The sequence below is a fragment of the Epilithonimonas hispanica genome (assembly GCF_003385395.1).
Lineage (GTDB): Bacteria > Bacteroidota > Bacteroidia > Flavobacteriales > Weeksellaceae > Epilithonimonas > Epilithonimonas hispanica.
In genome coordinates this window covers 1-311 of the sequence record NZ_QNUG01000149.1, presented here as the reverse complement: position 1 = coordinate 311, position 311 = coordinate 1, and the positions used below count along the sequence as shown (strand labels likewise).

The 311-nt window shown below is 40.8% G+C and carries 1 protein-coding gene; it reads left to right on the top strand.

The window, feature by feature from the left end:
* A partial coding sequence (locus tag DRF58_RS18275; RefSeq protein WP_157966758.1) for a tyrosine-type recombinase/integrase occupies positions 1 to 263 on the top strand: 263 nt, incomplete at its 5' end.
* Positions 264 to 311: the final 48 nt, after the last annotated feature.

Below are 311 nucleotides of genomic sequence, written 5' to 3'. Positions count from 1 at the left end.
GCTACTCACAACGAGGCGTTCAGTGGGCGGTAAAACAGGCATCAAGAGCAGCAAAAATCTTGAAAGAAGTTAGTGTTCATACGCTTCGTCACAGTTTTGTGACGCATCTTCTGGAAGATGGGATGGATATTTTGAGCATCAAAAATCTTCTCGGTCACGAAAGTATAGACACGACGTTGATTTATCTTCAAATTGCCCAGCTTTCCACCCACAAACTCTTTTCACCGCTCGATACTTTGTTTTCAGAATTTGGGAAGAAATGAGAGGTTTTAAAACCATAAAAAAACAGCCAACTCAACCACAATCTCAAT